This is a genomic window from Bradyrhizobium sp. JR4.1, from assembly GCF_040548605.1.
Lineage (GTDB): Bacteria > Pseudomonadota > Alphaproteobacteria > Rhizobiales > Xanthobacteraceae > Bradyrhizobium > Bradyrhizobium canariense.
Genome location: NZ_JBEPRY010000003.1, coordinates 356,564 through 370,967 on the forward strand (window position 1 = coordinate 356,564; position 14,404 = coordinate 370,967).

The window sequence follows — 14,404 nt, forward strand, 5'->3', positions numbered from 1 at the left end:
ATCATGAGCCGCCGCGTTTCCTGGGAGGGCGTCTTCCCGGCCGTCACCACGCAATTCCACGACGATCTCTCGCTCGACATCGACGCGACCGCGAAGGTGATGGACGGACTGATCCGTGATGGCGTCTCCGGCCTGATCGTCTGCGGCTCGGTCGGCGAGAACACCTCGCTGGAGCGCAAGGAGAAGGTCGCTATCATGGAGACGGCGAAATCCGTTGCGGCCGGCCGCGTGCCCGTGCTGTGCGGCATCGCCGAATTCACCACGGCCTTCGCAGTCGAAACCGCGAAGGAGGCCGCGCGCGTCGGCATCGACGGCGTGATGGTGATGCCGGCCCTGGTCTATTCGTCCAAGCCGCACGAGACCGCCGCGCATTTCCGCGCCGTCGCCACCGCGACGGACCTGCCGGTGATGCTCTACAACAATCCGCCGATCTACAAGAACGACGTCACCCCCGACATCCTGGCCACGCTCGCCGACGTCGAGACCGTCGTCTGCTTCAAGGATTCCTCCGGCGACACAAGACGCTTCATCGACACCAGGAACATGGTCGGCGATCGCTTCGTGCTGTTCGCCGGCCTCGACGACGTCATCGTCGAGAGCATCGCCATGGGTGCCGTGGGGTGGGTGTCCGGCATGTCGAACGCCTTTCCGCGCGAGGGCGAGACGCTGTTTCGCCTGGCCAAGGCCGGACGCTATGCCGAGGCGATGCCGCTCTACGAATGGTTCATGCCGCTCTTGCATCTCGACGCACGCCCGGACCTCGTCCAGTGCATCAAGCTGTGCGAGCACATCATGGGCCGCGGCACCGCGCTGACCCGCCCGCCCCGCCTCGCGCTGCTGCCGCAGGAGAAGGCCGAGGTCGAGGCGATGATGGCCAAGGCGCTCAAGAGCCGGCCGCGCCTGCCCGATGTTGGGTTGAAGGCAGCCTGAGCGCACGTAGGGTGGGCAAAGCGAAGCGTGCCCACCACTGAGATCGAAATCGTGGAAAGATGGTGGGCACGGCGCTATGCGCCTTTGCCCACCCTACGAAGCTGCCCGCTTCTTCCTTGCATTCAGTGCGGACGCCACGCGGCTCACGGGCGGTTTGCCGAGCACGCGACTCATCTCGTTCGTGACAGCCAGCAGCTTCTCCATATCAACGCCGGTCCTGATTCCCATGCCCTCGAGCATGTAGACGACGTCCTCGGTCGCGACGTTGCCGGTCGCGCCCGGCGCGTAGGGGCAGCCGCCGAGGCCGCCCGCGGCGGCGTCGATGACGCGGACGCCCTCCTCCAGGCCGGCATACAGATTGGCGAGCGCCTGGCCGTAGGTGTCGTGGAAATGCATCGCGAGATTGGCGGGCGGGATGTTGGCGCTGACCGCGCGCAGCATTTCTTTCGCCTTATCAGGCGTGCCGACCCCGATGGTGTCGCCGAGCGAGATCTCGTAGCAGCCGAGCTCCCACAGCGAGGTGGCGAGATCGGCGACGGCTTTCGGCTTGATCTCGCCGTCGAAGGGGCAGCCGAGCACGCAGGAGATATAGCCGCGCACCTTGACACCATCAGCCTTGGCGCGCGCCAGCACCGGCTTGAACCGTTCGATGGACTCCGCGACCGTGCAATTGATGTTGGCCCGCGAAAAGCCTTCGGAAGCCGCGGCGAACACCGAGACGATCTTGGCGCCCGCGGCGCACGCGGCGTCATAGCCCTTTTCGTTCGGCACCAGCACGTGGAATTCGGCACCGGTCAAATGGCTGACGCCGCGCAGCACGGCATCCGAGCTCGCCATCTGCGGGATCGCCTTGGGCGAGACGAAGGCGCCGACCTCGACCGTATTGAGGCCAGCCGCGACCAGCGCCTCGATGAAGGCGATCCGGGCCTCGACGCTGACCGCCGTCTTCTCGTTCTGCAGGCCGTCGCGTGGCCCCATTTCGATGATGCGGACGGGGTCGCTCATCTCATTCTCCGGAAGGCTCGACCACGGCGAGCTCGATGCCCTCCTGGACGATGTCGCCGACCTTGCATCTGATCGACTTCAGCACGCCGGCATAGGGCGCGCGCAGCGTCTGCTCCATCTTCATCACTTCCAGCGTCAGGATCGGCGCGCCCTTCTCGAGCTTGGCCCCCTCCTCCGCCAGCACGGCGACGACGGTGCCCGGCAAGGGCGCTGCGATCTTGTCCGCGCCGGCCTGCTCCTCGGTCTCACCGCCGAACGGATCGACCCAATGCAGGTCGAAGCGGCCGTTGCGCGTGCGCAAATACAGCTCATGGCCGTCGATCACGGCCGCGACCGACGATTTGACGCCGTCGAGGGTCAGATCGAAGCCGCCGTCCCGCGGCGCAATCGCAAACGCAAGCTCGCGTTCGCCGATCACCAGTGTGGACGGGCCGCTGCCGTAGTTCAGCACAACCTTCTGCTCGGGTCCGTGGCCAACGCGGAACGTAAAGTTGCGCTGGCGGCGGCCGACCGGCATCCAGCCAAAGGTTTGCCAGGGCGAATTCGCGTCCGCCTGCGCAGCCTGCCGGTCGTTGTTGATCACAGCGGCCACCGCGGCGCAGAGCTCGAGCTCGCCGGGCGCCGGCGGTGCCTGCGTCAGGACCGCCAGCTCGCGCTCGATGAAGCCGGTGTCGATCGCGTTCGCCCTCACCTTCGGATGCGTCATCAGCGCCGACAGGAACGGGATGTTGCTGACGATGCCGCGAACGTCTGAGTCCTCAAGCCCGCGGTTCAGCCGCTCGATCGCGACATCACGCGTCGGCGCCCAGGCGATCATCTTCGCTAGCATCGCATCGTAGTACGGCGAGACGGCGTCGCCCTCGCGATAGCCAGCGTCGATGCGCAGGCCGCCGGTTTCCGCGGGCAACCGCCAGGTCGAGATCTTGCCGACCGAGGGCATGAAGTTCTTGGTCGGGTTCTCCGCGTAGACCCGAGCCTCAACCGCATGTCCGTTGAGCTTGATCTGATCTTGTTTGAGCGGCAGCGCCTCGCCGAAGGCGACCCGCAACTGCCACTCGACCAGATCGATCCCGGTGATCAGCTCGGTCACGGGATGCTCGACCTGAAGGCGCGTGTTCATCTCGATGAAGAACACGTCCTTGCCGTCGGAGACGAACTCGATGGTGCCGGCGCCGACATAGTTGACGGCTCCGGCCGCCTTTCGCGCAGCGGCGCAGACCGTCTCGCGCTGGGCCGCATTGAGCGTCGGCGACGGCGCCTCCTCGATCACCTTCTGGTGCCGCCGCTGCAACGTGCATTCGCGCTCGAACAGCGAGAGCAGATTGCCATGGCTATCGCCGATGATCTGCACCTCGATATGGCGGGGGTTATCGACGTATTTTTCGATCAGCATGCGGTCGTCGCCGAACGCGGCTTTTGCTTCCCGCTTCGCGCTGACGATTGCAGGCGCAAGTTCATCCACGGAGCGAACGATGCGCATGCCACGGCCGCCGCCGCCGGCGGACGCCTTTACCAGAATGGGGAAACCGACTTTCTCGGCCGCCTTCGCCAGCGTCGCATCGTCCTGGGCCTCGCCGTGATAGCCGGGCACCAGCGGTACGCCGGCCTTCTCCATCAGCGTCTTGGAGCCGGACTTCGAGCCCATCGCGGTCATCATCGCGGCGGTCGGGCCGACGAAGACCAGGCCGGCGTCGAAGCACGCCTGCGCAAACTCGGCGTTCTCAGATAGGAAGCCGTAGCCGGGATGGACCGCCTCCGCGCCGGTCTTTCGCGCGGCCCCGATCAGCCGCTCGACATTGAGATAGCTGTCGCGAGCGCGTGCGGGTCCGAGCAGTACGGCCTCGTCGGCGAGCGCGACATGCATCGCGTCGCGGTCGGCCTCGGAATAGACCGCGACGGTGCGCAGGCCCATGGCGCGCGCGGTGCGGATCACGCGGCAGGCGATCTCGCCGCGGTTGGCGATCAGGAGGGTGCGAAAACGGCGGTAGAGCTTTGAGCGGTCCATCGCATCACATCCTGAACAGGCCGAATTTCGTCGGCTCGATCGGCGCATTCGACGCCGCCGAGAGGCCAAGACCGAGCACAAGGCGGGTGTCGGCCGGATCGATCACGCCGTCGTCCCAAAGACGCGCGGTCGCATAATATGGATGACCCTGGCTCTCATATTGCGCGCGGATCGGCTCGCGGAATTTATCTTCGTCTTCTTTCGACCAGCTGTCGCCCTTGGCCTCGATATTGTCGCGGCGGACCTGGCTCAGCACCATCGAGGCCTGCTCGCCGCCCATCACCGAGATGCGGGCGTTCGGCCACATCCAGAGGAAGCGCGGTGAGTAGGCGCGACCGCACATGCCGTAATTGCCGGCGCCATAGGAGCCGCCGATCACGACGGTGAATTTCGGCACCGACGCCGTCGCGACCGCCGTCACCAGCTTGGCGCCGTCACGCGCGATGCCGCCGGCCTCGTATTTCTTGCCGACCATGAAGCCGGTGATGTTCTGCAAAAACACCAGCGGAATGCCGCGCTGGCAGCACAGCTCGATGAAATGCGCCCCCTTCAGCGAACTTTCACTGAAGAGAATGCCGTTATTGGCGATGATGCCGACCGGAAAACCCCAGATGTGAGCGAAGCCGCACACCAGCGTCGTGCCGTAGAGCTTCTTGAACTCGTCGAATTCGGAGCCATCAACCACGCGCGCAATGATGTCGCGCACGTCGAACGGCTTGCGCCCGTCGACGGGCACCACGCCGTAGATCTCCTCCGCCGCAAACAAGGGATCACGCGCCGGATGCATGTTGAGGTTCGGTCGCACGGATGGCTTCAGCGTGCCGACGATGCGGCGGGCAATGCCGATCGCGTGCGCGTCGTTCTGAGCGTAGTGATCGGTCACACCCGACTGCCGCGAATGCACGTCGGCGCCGCCGAGCTCTTCCGCGGTCACCACTTCACCCGTGGCCGCTTTCACCAGCGGCGGCCCGCCGAGGAAGATGGTGCCTTGATTGCGCACGATGATGCTCTCGTCCGACATCGCGGGGACATAGGCGCCGCCCGCCGTGCAGGAGCCCATCACGATCGCAATCTGCGGGATGCCTTGCGACGACATCTGCGCCTGGTTGTAGAAGATGCGGCCAAAGTGCCGCTCGTCGGGAAAGATCTCGTCCTGCAGCGGCAGGAAGGCGCCGCCGGAATCGACCATATAGACGCAGGGAAGACTGTTCTGCCGCGCCACGTCCTGCGCGCGCAGATGCTTCTTCACGGTCATGGGATAATAGGTGCCGCCCTTGATGGTGGCATCGTTGGCAACGATCACGCATTCGCGACCCGCGATGCGCCCGACCCCGGTGACAACGCTGGCCGAATGCACGTCGCCGCCATAGAGGCCATAGGCCGCGAGCGGCGACAGCTCCATGAACGCGGTGCCGGGATCGACCAAGAGGTCGACGCGCTCCCGCGCCAGCATCTTGCCGCGTGACGTGTGGCGGTTGCGCGAGACCTCGCCGCCGCCGCCGGCGACCTGGCTCAGCTTTTCGCGCAGATCCGCGACGAGGGTGCGCATGGCCTCGGAATTGCGCGCAAAGTCCGACGAAGACGTATCGATGCTGGAATGGAGCGGCATGTTGATTCCAATTGCGTGAAGGTTTTAAGCCGTCTCAGCCATCAATTCGCGGCCGATCAGCATGCGGCGGACCTCGGAAGTCCCCGCGCCGATCTCGTAGAGCTTGGCGTCGCGCCAGAGCCGTCCGACCGGAAATTCGGAGGTGTAGCCGACCCCGCCAAGCGCCTGGATCGCCTCGCCCGCCATCCACGTCGCCTTCTCCGCGGAATAGAGGATCGCAGCCGCCGCATCCTTGCGCAAGCTGCGTGCGTGATCGGCGCGGTCGCAGGCACGCCCCACCGCATAGACATAGGCGCGCGTGGCCTGCCAGGTCGCGTACATGTCGGCGAGCTTGCCCTGCATGAGCTGGAAGTCGCCGATCGGCTGGCCGAACTGCTTGCGCTCGTGCATGTAGGGCACCACCGCGTCCATGCAGGCCGCCATGATCCCGAGCGGGCCGCCGGAGAGGACCGTGCGCTCATAGTCGAGGCCGGACATCAGCACCCTGACGCCCTCGCCGACCTTGCCAAGGACGTTCTCCTCCGGCACCTCGCATTCGTCGAAGAACAGTGGATAGGTGTTGGAGCCGCGCATGCCGAGCTTGTCGAGATGCTGGCCGTGGGTGAAGCCCTTGGCCCCCTTCTCGACCAGGAAGGCGGTCATGCCGCGCGGGCCCGCTTCCGGATCGGTCTTGGCATAGACCACCAGCACGTCGGCATCGCCGCCATTGGTGATCCACATCTTCGAGCCGTTGAGCACGTAGCGGTCGCCGCGCTTGTCGGCGCGCAGTTTCATGGACACAACGTCGGAGCCGGCGCCGGGCTCGGACATCGCGAGCGCGCCGACATACTCGCCGGAGATCAACTTCGGCAGATAACGCTCGCGCTGCGCATCACTGCCGTTACGGCGGATCTGGTTGACGCAGAGATTGGAATGGGCACCGTAGGAGAGACCGACCGCGGCCGAGCCGCGCGAAATCTCCTCCATCGCGACGATATGGGCGAGATAGCCCATGTTGGAGCCGCCATATTGCTCCGGCGCGGTCATGCCGAGCAGGCCGAGGTCGCCGAGGCGCTTCCAGAGGTCCGCCGGGAACAGATTGGCTTTCTCGATATCGGCGGCACGTGGGGCAATCTCCGCCTCCACGAAGGCGCGCAGCGTGTCGCGCAGCATGCCGATATCTTCGCCCAGATCGAAATCGATGCTCGGAATATTCAAGGCGATTCCTCCGTCTTTTGGGGACCGAACCTAGCGGCATCGGGGCCCTTCTGCGGTCGAAAAGGTTGCATTTTCCGCCAAACTTGGCGAGGATTTTCCCAGAGGATTTCCGATGCCTTTTCAAGTCGCAACCGCGATCCCGCGCCGCGCCGTGACCCCAGCCGCCTTCGTCCGCGGGGTCGTTGCCGCTTACGAACGTTACGGCCGCGATCCGACCGAGGCGCTGAGCCGGGGTCAGGTAACGCCAGACCTTGTCAATTCTCCGGGTGGACGGGTCACGGCCGGCCAGTTCGAGGCGCTGGCGGGCCATGCCATGCGCGAGCTCGATGACGAGGCGCTCGGCTGGTTCTCGCGCCGGCTGCCCTTCGGCACCTACGGCATGCTGTGCCGCGCCTCGATCACCGCCCCGACGCTGGAGGTCGCGCTCAAGCGCTGGTGCCGGCACCATCGTCTGCTCACCGAGGACGTGCTGCTCGATCTCGCGGTCGGCAAGGAGACCGCAGTCGTGTCCATCCGTGAACTGCGCGACCTTGGATCTCTACGCGAATTCTGCCTGGTCACCCTGCTTCGCTATGTTCTTGGCTTTTCCTGCTGGGCCGTGGATTCCAGGATCGCGCTCCGCGCCGCGGAATTCCCGTACGCCGAGCCCGGCCATGTCTCGGTCTATCCCACCATCTTTTGCCGAAACATCCGCTTCGATGCGGACCGTGCTTCCATCACCTTCGACAAGCATTATCTGTCGCTACCGCTCACCCGTAGCGCGGCGGACCTCGACAACATGCTCAAGGGCGCGCTGCGGCTGACCGTGCTGCCCTATCGGCGCGACCGGCTGCTGGTCGAGCGCGTTCGCCGCGTGCTCCGCAATGCGCGCGGACGCAGTCTCGGAGCCGAGGATGTCGCAAGCGAGCTCGCGCTCTCCACCCGCACCATGCATCGGCGCCTGCGCGAGGAGGCGACCTCATTGCGCGATCTCAAGGAAGAGGCAAAATTCGAGCTCGCCAAGCAGGAGCTGATGCGCGGTCGCAGCCCGATCAAGCGGATCGCGGAGATCGCCGGATTCAGCAACGAAAAGAGCTTTTCCCGCGCCTTCCGCAGCTGGACCGGTACCTCGCCGCGCGAGTTCCGCGGCCGGTATCGCTGACGCGCGGGCTGTCGTGCCGTTGCGGCCTCCGAGATCCAACTCGGAGGCCGCAACATTTCGAAACCGGTCTCGATCAGTTCGAGTTGGTCTGCCCGCCCGGGCGCAGCTTGGTGCGCGAGTGCGTCTGCTTCGGCTGGAAGGCCAGCGCGTCTGTCGACGTCTTCGCGCCGCCGCTCTGCGAGCACGAGCCGCCGATGCCGCCGGCCGCCGCCCGGCAGGCCTCCATCGTCGGATAGCCGCAGCCATGCGCGGCCTGGGCGCCATTGGTGATGCAGTAGTCTTCTGCCTGGGTAGCCGGCGCGGTCATCATGAGAAACGCAGATGCAAAAAGCGTCGCAGCGGATGCGACGAACGTCTTCGAGATCGAGGTCATGTTGTCTTTTCCTGCTTCAGGGTCCCACAAAAGAGGCCTCGGCATGCGATGCAGGCTGAGGTTCACACCTCGCATGTAGGCCGGCGCCAGGAACCGGCAATCACGGCTCGGCGCATTGCAGGACTTCCCAAATCACATGTCACAGTTAGGTGAGTTACTTATCTTTTTATCCGCCTTATCCGAACTTCTATCCCGGCAAGGGAATAACCCCCGCGCCTTCAGACGTTTGGATGTCGTTGTGCGAGCTACGTTCTGGGACAGTTGCCGCCGAACTATCCTGCCGCCGCGATCTCCTGCAACGGCAGCGGCACGTCCTTCGCTACGCCCAGCACCGGGAAGCTGCGGACGTTCTTCACGTTCGGCATCGCGGCGAAATGCAGGAGCTGCTGGCGCATGCTCTCGACGCTCGGCGCCACGCATTTGAGAAGATAGTCGGTGTCGCCCGAAATCCGCCAGCACTGCTGGATGCGCGGGATCGCGGCGATCGAGCTCTCGAACGCCGCCAGCACCGGCTGGGCCTGGCTGCCGAGCTGGATCGAGACGAACGACACCACCTCGTAGCCGAGCAGCCGCTCGTCGATGACGGCGCGCACCGCCCGGATCACGCCGCGGCTGAACAGCGATTTCAACCGCCTGACGCAGTTGGGCCCGGACACCCCGACGCGCAGCGCCAGCTCATTGTTGCGAACCCGCCCGTCCTGCTGCAACTCGGAGAGTATTTTCAGATCGACGCCGTCGAGCTGGTCACGCCCGGCCATACCCCCACCTCGCCATGAGCCTGTCTTGCGCGGCAGCGAAGCACGGAGCGGAATGGCTGCCAAGGGCAGGACGATGGGAAGAACCCGCGTGGTTGCCCGGGCTTATTCCGGCCAGCCGCGGGCTTTTACGCGGGGGCTAAAAGAAGGGTGCCCGGGGCAAACCCGGGCATGGCGAGAGTCTCGACGCGTGGCCCGCCTTCAATGCGTCCAAGGCTCGCCGCGGCGGAACGAGAAATTGTCCGCATAGGCGACCGGACGGCGCACCGATTCCTTTGGCTCGATCACCTGGTAGGCGATGCCCTTGCGCTCGCAATAGGCGACCGCCTCTTCCTTGCTGTGGAAGTGCAGCGTGATCTGCTGCTTCATGTCGCCGGACGAGGTCCAGCCCATCAGCGGCTCGACCGCGCGCGGCTGCTCGGGCTCATAGTCGAGCTGCCATTCCTTGGTCTTGGACCGGCCGGATTGCATCGCGTTCTTGGCGGGCTTGAAAATGCGTGCGGTCATGGATGGTCCAGGCCTCTTGTTCGTCTTTTCGTTCGATTTCGATGCGTCACGGTAGCAGTTGGTGGAAACCGCGGGCATAGTATAGAGACATCTTTTGGGAACTGATCGGTGATTCCGGCCCCCGGGATGCCTCGCCGACGGGTATAATCATTATGCTGCATCGTGACAATTGCGTACCCGCCTTCCGCGCCGGGATCTCGCCCAGCGGCCCTGCTTCGTTGACGCCCACCTGTCCGTCCCCTCCGAAAGCTCCCGTCGCATGTCCTTCCTGAACATCAACGCCACGCTCCCCGAAAAGGGCCGTGACCTCAGGCTCGACCTGTTTCGCGGTATTGCGAACTGGGCCATCTTCCTCGACCATATCCCCGACAACGTGGTGAACTGGATCACCACCCGCAATTACGGCTTTTCCGACGCCGCCGATCTGTTCGTCTTCATCTCCGGCTACACCGCCTCCTTCGTCTATGCACGGATGATGCTCGAGCGCGGCTTCCTGGTCGGCGCCACGAGGCTGACCAAGCGGGTCTGGCAGCTCTACGTCGCCCACATCATCCTGTTCGTGATCTACATCGCCTCGATCAGCTATCTGGCGCTGCGCTTCGGCGATTCCGAGATGATCAACGAGTTCAACGTCGCGGGCCTGGTCGACAACGCCACCGAGACGCTGCGCCAGGGCCTGTTCCTGCGCTTCAAGCCGCTCAATCTCGACGTGCTGCCACTCTACATTGTGCTGATGGGGCTGTTTCCGCCGGTGCTGTGGTTCATGCTGCGCAAGCCGGACCTGACGATGGCATTGTCCATCGTGCTTTGGCTGACCGCGCGCCATTTCGGCTTGAACCTGAATGCCTATCCGGCCGGACAGTGGTACTTCAACCCGTATTGCTGGCAGGTGCTGTTCGTGTTCGGCGCCTGGTGCGCCATGGGCGGCGCGCGGCGCTCGATGGCGCTGATCAATGCGCCGGTCACGCTCTGGCTCTGTCTCGGTTACATGCTGTTTGCGCTGGTCATGACCATGGCTGGCCGTTTCCCGACCCTCGGCGGCATGTTCCCGGAATGGCTGTTCTCGGCGTTCAACCCGAACGACAAGACCAACCTTGCGCCCTACCGCTTCATCCACTTCGTCGTGATCGTGATCCTGGTGATCCGCTTCGTGCCGAAGGACTGGCCGGGCCTTGAATGGAAAGGGTTCGATCCCATCATCGTGTGCGGCCAGCAGTCGCTCGCCGTGTTCTGCGTCGGCGTGTTCCTGTCCTTCGTCGGTCATTTCGAGCTGTCGATGAGCTCGGGCTCGCTGTTCGCGCAGATCTTCGTCAGCGTCGCCGGCATCGCGATCATGACGACAGTGGCCTATTACATCTCCTGGTCGAAGAGGCAGGACAAGCCGCTGAAGCCGCCGCCGCCCAAGCCTGCCGCGGCAAAGGCCGCTTGAGGGGGCAGCGATACCGCGCCGGACGACAGCGACGCCGCTTCAGGCTGCCGCTTCGCTGTCGTACTCGGTGAATTTCTTGTAGATCCAGTCGCGGCCGTCGTGGCGGCGCCAGACCTTGCCGTAAACCAGCTGCCCGTTGATCGAGCGGCGCGGCACGAACACGGTCCAGAGATGCCAGATCTCGGTCCAGCTCGCCTGCGCACCGATGGTTCGGACGTTGCGATCGAAAGACATGATGCAGAACTCACAGGATACGAGCACTGCGACGAACTGTGATATCATGTGAGCACGAATTTCAGGCAGCCGTCGCGAGCCGGACCGATCTGATAACAGTCACGAAGACGGCCGCAACAACCGCTCGTCCTTAACCTAACCGATCAACCTTACTTCCTGTGCGCGCGCGGCAAGACCGGTTGAAAGCGGTCGCCGATTTTCCTAGACTGTGTGCGATTTGAGAATGAGCGCGTCGTTTTGAGGACGTGCGGTTATTTCCAGGCTGACGCAAATTTTTGAAAACTATTAATGGGCGGGGGCCACCACGATGAATTTGCAATGTGCATGTCTGCGCTTGGCGCTGCGTTCGACGCCGCCTGCTCTGCCCGCGAAGACGCCGGAGCAAGACCCGCGGAAGGCCGCCAACGACAATCAGCTGGCCTGGCCGTTCCTGCCGTTTCCGTTCGGCTGGTACGCGACGAACTGATGGTCGGAAAAGCGTAACGCCGCGCAAGCGGAATATCATCGCTTGGCGGCGCCCGTTAGGCATTGGGCGCTGAAATCCCCCAACACCTATATGTGCATGGCGACGACAAAAGGTTCGACAAAGTTTTACGATTTCCGCACCGCCCGATCTGCCCAATGGCTTGAAAAATCGTGCAGAAGTCGCGTTGGGCAGGGAATGAGCGCCGAGGGTTTGGAGGGCTTTGGCAGCTCCGGGCATCGGCACTGAACGCGCACCATGCTCGGCTGCTGCGCTCTCGCCTGGATCGCCTGGCGCCTCGCCGACGGGCTGTTGTTCTCTGGTGCGGTTCCGACCCACCTCCGGACTGGTCGGGGCAGCTGGATTCGAACCAACGACCTGCAGTACCCAAAACTGCCGCGCTACCAGGCTGCGCTATACCCCGAATGTCCGGCGAGCCCCGTCGATACACGCTTCCCAAAGCGCCAGCAAGCCTTCCAACGGCACCAGCAAGCTTCCCAAAAGACCTCAGGACGGGGGCAATAGCCCTGCCAATAGCCCCTTACCCGCCTACTTGCTGCCGAACAGCGGGTGGCCGACGCGGTCGCCGGCGCGGATGCCATATTTCTGCGCCGTCCCTGCCACCACCTCCAGAACAGCCCGCGCGGGCCCCCTGGATGAGATGATTTTTGTCGACATCGGCTCGGTATTTTCGGCGATGCGCAGGATTCGGCCATCGGCGCGAATGAAGATCATGTCGAGCGAGACATAGGTGTTCTTCATCCACATCGACACCTCCTGCTCAGGATTGAAGTCGAACAGCATGCCTTTGCCGTCCGCCAGTTCCTTGCGGTACATCAGGCCGGTCTGCTTCTCCTCCTCGGTCGTCGCGATCTCGACCGAGAACACCTGCACGCCGTTTTTGGTGACGATCTCGAGCGGCTGGAAACTGGCGGCGCGGACGGGGGCGCTCGCGACGGCACAGCCGGCGATGACGAGGATGGCGGCGAGCCAGCCCTTCGCAACGGCGAAGACGGCCTTTCGATCGAAATTCATGGATGGCTCTCGAGGCGTGGGACTGGACCAGTCCTTACGTGGCGATCGCCGGAAAAGCCAGAGGCGCGCCGGTCAGCCAGCGCGCCTCTGCTCACGATCGCTGGAATGGAATTAGTGGGACGAGACCGGCGATCCCGTCTCGGGATGGATCTCTGCCGCCATCATGCCCTTGGAGCCGGGCCCGAAGCGGACCAGCACATACTGGCCGGGCCGCAACTCGGTCATGCCGAAGCGGCGCAGCGTCTCCATGTGCACGAAGATGTCGGGCGTGCCCTCGCCGCAGGTCAGGAAGCCGAAACCGCGCAGCCGGTTGAACCATTTGACCTGGGCCCGCTCCAGCCCGCTGGTCGCCGTCACCGTGACATGGGTGCGCGGCGGCAGCATCTGCGCCGGATGGATCGCAGTCGACTCGTCCATCGAGACGACGCGGAACGCCTGGTAGCCCTTGGCCCGCTGGATGCACTCGACGACGATGCGGGCGCCCTCGTAGGCGGTCTGGAAGCCATCGCGCCTAAGCACGGTAACGTGCAGGAGCACGTCGGGCCAGCCATTGTCGGGAACGATGAAGCCGTAGCCCTTCGAGGCGTCGAACCATTTGATGACGCCGTGAACCTCGACGAGGTTGGCGCTGCTCTCACCAAGTCCGGTGAATGGACTGAGAGCGCTGTCGCGACCGCCACCGCCACCGCCACCGCCGTGTTCACCCACCGCGGGAACTCCGACCTTCTTGGACTCAAATCCGTCGGACGACCCCATAACCCCGGACCCCACACATGCCATGCAACCCGCCTGAATGGCGGCGCCGAATCACGCGTCTTTAGAGAATCTTCTCAACTCGACGCGACGCGAATCTTTCGACTCAAAAGATAACACTCCCGGTTGCGACGCATAGACAAAAAAGAGATTCGCCGGAACCTATGAACAGCTTGCACAGCCGCGAATCAAATTGCTGCCTCAATTACCGACAAAGGGCCCGAGCGTTTCGCCGATGTCGTGGCGGATCACGAGATCGGCGACGTCGTCCTGCTCGGTGGACTCGCGATTGATGATTACCAGGCGTGCACCTGCTTCCTTCGCCATCATCGGAAAGCCCGCGGCCGGCCATACCACCAGCGAGGAACCGATCGCGATGAAGAGGTCGCAGTCTTGCGACAGCGCGGTGGCGCGCTGCATTTCATCCTCGGGCATCGTCTGGCCGAAGGAGATCGTGGCGGTCTTCACCGGCTCGTCGCACACGGGACAGTTGGGCGCGGCGCCCTCCTCGTCGAAGCGGCGCTTCACCCAATCAAGCGGATAGGCCTGCCCGCATCCGATGCAGCGCGCATACGTGGTGTTGCCGTGAAGTTCAATGACGTGGTCGCTCGCGACGCCGGAGGCCTGGTGCAGATTGTCGATGTTCTGGGTGATGATCGCGAGAACCTTGCCGGCGCGGTAGAGTGAGGCGAGCGCGCGATGGCCGCGGCCGGGCCTGGCCGCCGCAAAGACCTCCTCCATCGCGAAGCGCCGGCGCCAGGATTCGTCGCGCGCCTCCTGGCTGGCGACGAACTCGTCGAACGGGATCGGGCGGTTGCGCGTCCAAATTCCGCCCGGCGAGCGGAAGTCGGGGATGCCGCATTCGGTCGAGATGCCGGCGCCGGTGAACGGCACGATCCGTTTGGCTTCGGCGATCATGTCGCCGAGACGCTCGACGCCGCTGCGAAGATCCGATGCAATCAACGCGG

At 64.2% G+C, this 14,404-nt stretch carries 15 protein-coding genes and 1 tRNA gene; 4 read left to right on the top strand and 12 right to left on the bottom strand.

Going from position 1 to position 14,404, the window contains the following annotated elements:
* Window positions 1-3: 3 nt before the first annotated feature.
* Entirely contained in the window at window positions 4-930 is a 927-nt protein-coding gene (locus ABIB90_RS10180) for a dihydrodipicolinate synthase family protein (protein ID WP_007591326.1), read from the top strand.
* Between the two features lie 93 nt (window positions 931-1,023).
* On the opposite strand, the gene ABIB90_RS10185 is transcribed toward ABIB90_RS10180, so the two are convergent.
* Genes ABIB90_RS10185 through ABIB90_RS10200 form a run of 4 tightly spaced genes read right to left on the bottom strand, consistent with a single transcriptional unit; the run spans window position 1,024 to window position 6,701 of the window.
* Window positions 1,024-1,935, bottom strand: a complete 912-nt coding sequence (locus ABIB90_RS10185; protein ID WP_354160618.1) for a hydroxymethylglutaryl-CoA lyase — start codon at window positions 1,933-1,935, stop codon at window positions 1,024-1,026.
* A gap of 1 nt (window position 1,936) precedes the next feature.
* Window positions 1,937-3,940 carry an acetyl/propionyl/methylcrotonyl-CoA carboxylase subunit alpha gene (locus ABIB90_RS10190; protein ID WP_354160616.1) on the bottom strand — a complete coding sequence of 668 codons (2,004 nt, stop codon included), beginning with the start codon at window positions 3,938-3,940 and terminating at the stop codon, window positions 1,937-1,939.
* A gap of 4 nt (window positions 3,941-3,944) precedes the next feature.
* Window positions 3,945-5,549, bottom strand: coding sequence for a carboxyl transferase domain-containing protein (locus tag ABIB90_RS10195; protein ID WP_354160614.1), 1,605 nt, complete (start codon window positions 5,547-5,549; stop codon window positions 3,945-3,947).
* 24 nt (window positions 5,550-5,573) lie between these two features.
* Window positions 5,574-6,701, bottom strand: coding sequence for an isovaleryl-CoA dehydrogenase (locus ABIB90_RS10200; RefSeq protein ID WP_502916958.1), 1,128 nt, complete (start codon window positions 6,699-6,701; stop codon window positions 5,574-5,576).
* Window positions 6,702-6,858: 157 nt separating this feature from the next.
* On the opposite strand from ABIB90_RS10200, the gene ABIB90_RS10205 reads away from it, so the two are divergent.
* Window positions 6,859-7,887, top strand: a complete 1,029-nt coding sequence (locus ABIB90_RS10205) for an AraC family transcriptional regulator (protein WP_007591341.1) — start codon at window positions 6,859-6,861, stop codon at window positions 7,885-7,887.
* Between the two features lie 73 nt (window positions 7,888-7,960).
* Here ABIB90_RS10205 and ABIB90_RS10210 read toward each other — a convergent pair whose 3' ends face one another.
* The 3 genes from ABIB90_RS10210 to ABIB90_RS10220 form a co-directional block, all read right to left on the bottom strand.
* Window positions 7,961-8,260, bottom strand: a complete 300-nt coding sequence (locus tag ABIB90_RS10210; RefSeq protein WP_354160610.1) for a DUF3551 domain-containing protein — start codon at window positions 8,258-8,260, stop codon at window positions 7,961-7,963.
* Between the two features lie 272 nt (window positions 8,261-8,532).
* Entirely contained in the window at window positions 8,533-9,018 is a 486-nt protein-coding gene (locus ABIB90_RS10215) for an Lrp/AsnC family transcriptional regulator (RefSeq protein ID WP_007591345.1), read from the bottom strand.
* Between the two features lie 198 nt (window positions 9,019-9,216).
* The gene (locus ABIB90_RS10220; protein ID WP_007591346.1) at window positions 9,217-9,522 is read right to left on the bottom strand and encodes an ETC complex I subunit; all 306 of its coding nucleotides are present in this window, start codon (window positions 9,520-9,522) and stop codon (window positions 9,217-9,219) included.
* A 259-nt stretch (window positions 9,523-9,781) separates the two neighbouring features.
* On the opposite strand from ABIB90_RS10220, the gene ABIB90_RS10225 reads away from it, so the two are divergent.
* Complete coding sequence (locus ABIB90_RS10225) at window positions 9,782-10,951, top strand: OpgC domain-containing protein (protein ID WP_007591348.1); 1,170 nt, start codon at window positions 9,782-9,784, stop codon at window positions 10,949-10,951.
* Window positions 10,952-10,990: 39 nt separating this feature from the next.
* On the opposite strand, the gene ABIB90_RS10230 is transcribed toward ABIB90_RS10225, so the two are convergent.
* Window positions 10,991-11,185, bottom strand: a complete 195-nt coding sequence (locus tag ABIB90_RS10230) for a hypothetical protein (protein ID WP_354160607.1) — start codon at window positions 11,183-11,185, stop codon at window positions 10,991-10,993.
* 334 nt (window positions 11,186-11,519) lie between these two features.
* On the opposite strand from ABIB90_RS10230, the gene ABIB90_RS10235 reads away from it, so the two are divergent.
* The gene (locus tag ABIB90_RS10235; protein WP_256375792.1) at window positions 11,520-11,651 is read left to right on the top strand and encodes a hypothetical protein; all 132 of its coding nucleotides are present in this window, start codon (window positions 11,520-11,522) and stop codon (window positions 11,649-11,651) included.
* Between the two features lie 344 nt (window positions 11,652-11,995).
* Here ABIB90_RS10235 and ABIB90_RS10240 read toward each other — a convergent pair.
* From ABIB90_RS10240 to ABIB90_RS10255, 4 genes are all read right to left on the bottom strand, one after another.
* Window positions 11,996-12,072: transfer RNA gene (locus ABIB90_RS10240), tRNA-Pro, on the bottom strand.
* 125 nt (window positions 12,073-12,197) lie between these two features.
* Window positions 12,198-12,683, bottom strand: a complete 486-nt coding sequence (locus tag ABIB90_RS10245) for a DUF192 domain-containing protein (protein ID WP_007591354.1) — start codon at window positions 12,681-12,683, stop codon at window positions 12,198-12,200.
* 111 nt (window positions 12,684-12,794) lie between these two features.
* Window positions 12,795-13,439: a cold-shock protein gene (locus tag ABIB90_RS10250; protein WP_354200675.1), complete on the bottom strand. Its 645-nt coding sequence runs from the start codon at window positions 13,437-13,439 to the stop codon at window positions 12,795-12,797.
* Between the two features lie 198 nt (window positions 13,440-13,637).
* A complete protein-coding gene (locus ABIB90_RS10255; protein ID WP_354160604.1) occupies window positions 13,638-14,399 on the bottom strand; it encodes an SIR2 family NAD-dependent protein deacylase in 762 nt (253 codons plus the stop codon).
* Window positions 14,400-14,404: the final 5 nt, after the last annotated feature.

Bases quoted from the DNA above. Each gene is read 5' to 3' on its own strand.
- ABIB90_RS10180 (WP_007591326.1), top strand. From the start codon at position 4: ATGAGCCGCCGCGTTTCCTGGGAGGGCGTCTTCCCGGCCGTCACCACG.
- ABIB90_RS10185 (WP_354160618.1), bottom strand. From the start codon at position 1,935: ATGAGCGACCCCGTCCGCATCATCGAAATGGGGCCACGCGACGGCCTG.
- ABIB90_RS10190 (WP_354160616.1), bottom strand. From the start codon at position 3,940: ATGGACCGCTCAAAGCTCTACCGCCGTTTTCGCACCCTCCTGATCGCC.
- ABIB90_RS10195 (WP_354160614.1), bottom strand. From the start codon at position 5,549: ATGCCGCTCCATTCCAGCATCGATACGTCTTCGTCGGACTTTGCGCGC.
- ABIB90_RS10200 (WP_502916958.1), bottom strand. From the start codon at position 6,701: ATGCTGCGCGACACGCTGCGCGCCTTCGTGGAGGCGGAGATTGCCCCA.
- ABIB90_RS10205 (WP_007591341.1), top strand. From the start codon at position 6,859: ATGCCTTTTCAAGTCGCAACCGCGATCCCGCGCCGCGCCGTGACCCCA.
- ABIB90_RS10210 (WP_354160610.1), bottom strand. From the start codon at position 8,260: ATGACCTCGATCTCGAAGACGTTCGTCGCATCCGCTGCGACGCTTTTT.
- ABIB90_RS10215 (WP_007591345.1), bottom strand. From the start codon at position 9,018: ATGGCCGGGCGTGACCAGCTCGACGGCGTCGATCTGAAAATACTCTCC.
- ABIB90_RS10220 (WP_007591346.1), bottom strand. From the start codon at position 9,522: ATGACCGCACGCATTTTCAAGCCCGCCAAGAACGCGATGCAATCCGGC.
- ABIB90_RS10225 (WP_007591348.1), top strand. From the start codon at position 9,782: ATGTCCTTCCTGAACATCAACGCCACGCTCCCCGAAAAGGGCCGTGAC.
- ABIB90_RS10230 (WP_354160607.1), bottom strand. From the start codon at position 11,185: ATGTCTTTCGATCGCAACGTCCGAACCATCGGTGCGCAGGCGAGCTGG.
- ABIB90_RS10245 (WP_007591354.1), bottom strand. From the start codon at position 12,683: ATGAATTTCGATCGAAAGGCCGTCTTCGCCGTTGCGAAGGGCTGGCTC.
- ABIB90_RS10250 (WP_354200675.1), bottom strand. From the start codon at position 13,439: ATGGGGTCGTCCGACGGATTTGAGTCCAAGAAGGTCGGAGTTCCCGCG.